Below are 891 nucleotides of genomic sequence, written 5' to 3' on the forward strand. Positions count from 1 at the left end.
GCTTCATGGTGGGCCGCAAGTACGAGAACGAGGGCATCGCGCGCAACGGCGCGAAGATGGTGACGGCGGTGGCCACGGCGGCCGTGCCGAAGTTCACGATCGTCATCGGCGGCTCGTTCGGCGCCGGCAACTACGGCATGTGCGGCCGCGCCTATTCGCCGCGCTTCCTCTGGATGTGGCCTAACGCGCGCATCTCCGTCATGGGCGGGGAGCAGGCCGCGAGCGTGCTCGCCACCGTGCGCCGCGACGGCATCGAGGCCAAGGGCGGTGCCTGGAGCGCGGAAGAGGAAGAAGCCTTCAAGGCGCCGATCCGCCGCCAGTACGAAGAGCAGGGCCATCCCTACTACGCCACCGCGCGGCTCTGGGACGACGGCGTGATCGATCCCGCCGACACGCGCCGCGTGCTCGCGCTGGGCCTGGCCGCCGCGCGCAACGCGCCGGTGGAGGACACGAAGTTCGGCGTTTTCCGCATGTGAGCGCCGGCGCGGGCCCCTATCTTTGAACCCGACGAGGAGGATCCATCCATGACCACCCCCGACTACCAGCATCTGCACGTGGGCCAGGCCGGCACGGTCGCGCGCGTCACGCTCGCGCGCCCGCAGGTGCGCAACGCGTTCAGCGACGAGGTGATCGCCGAACTGACGCGTGCGTTCGACACCCTGGGCCGGCAGGACGGCGTGCGCGCCATCGTGCTCGCGGCCGAAGGGCCTGCGTTCTGCGCGGGCGCGGACCTGAACTGGATGCGCCGCATGGCCGACTATTCGCGCGCCGAGAACGTGCAGGACGCGGGGCTGCTGGCGGCCATGCTGCGCACGATCAACGAGTGCCCCAAGCCCACCATCGCGCGCATCCAGGGCGACGTGTACGCGGGCGGCGTGGGCCTGGTGGCCG

The 891-nt window shown here is 71.0% G+C and carries 2 protein-coding genes; both read left to right on the forward strand.

What is annotated here, in order from left to right; all coding sequences use genetic code 11:
* Positions 1 to 476: carboxyl transferase domain-containing protein (locus GVL52_RS31415; protein WP_280179120.1), on the forward strand; the 476-nt coding region annotated here is incomplete at its 5' end.
* A gap of 48 nt (positions 477 to 524) precedes the next feature.
* A partial coding sequence (locus GVL52_RS31420) for an enoyl-CoA hydratase-related protein (RefSeq protein WP_200847928.1) occupies positions 525 to 891 on the forward strand: 367 nt, incomplete at its 3' end.

This window comes from Rhizobium sp. 18055 (assembly GCF_902706285.1).
Taxonomy (GTDB): Bacteria; Pseudomonadota; Alphaproteobacteria; order Rhizobiales; family Rhizobiaceae; genus Rhizobium.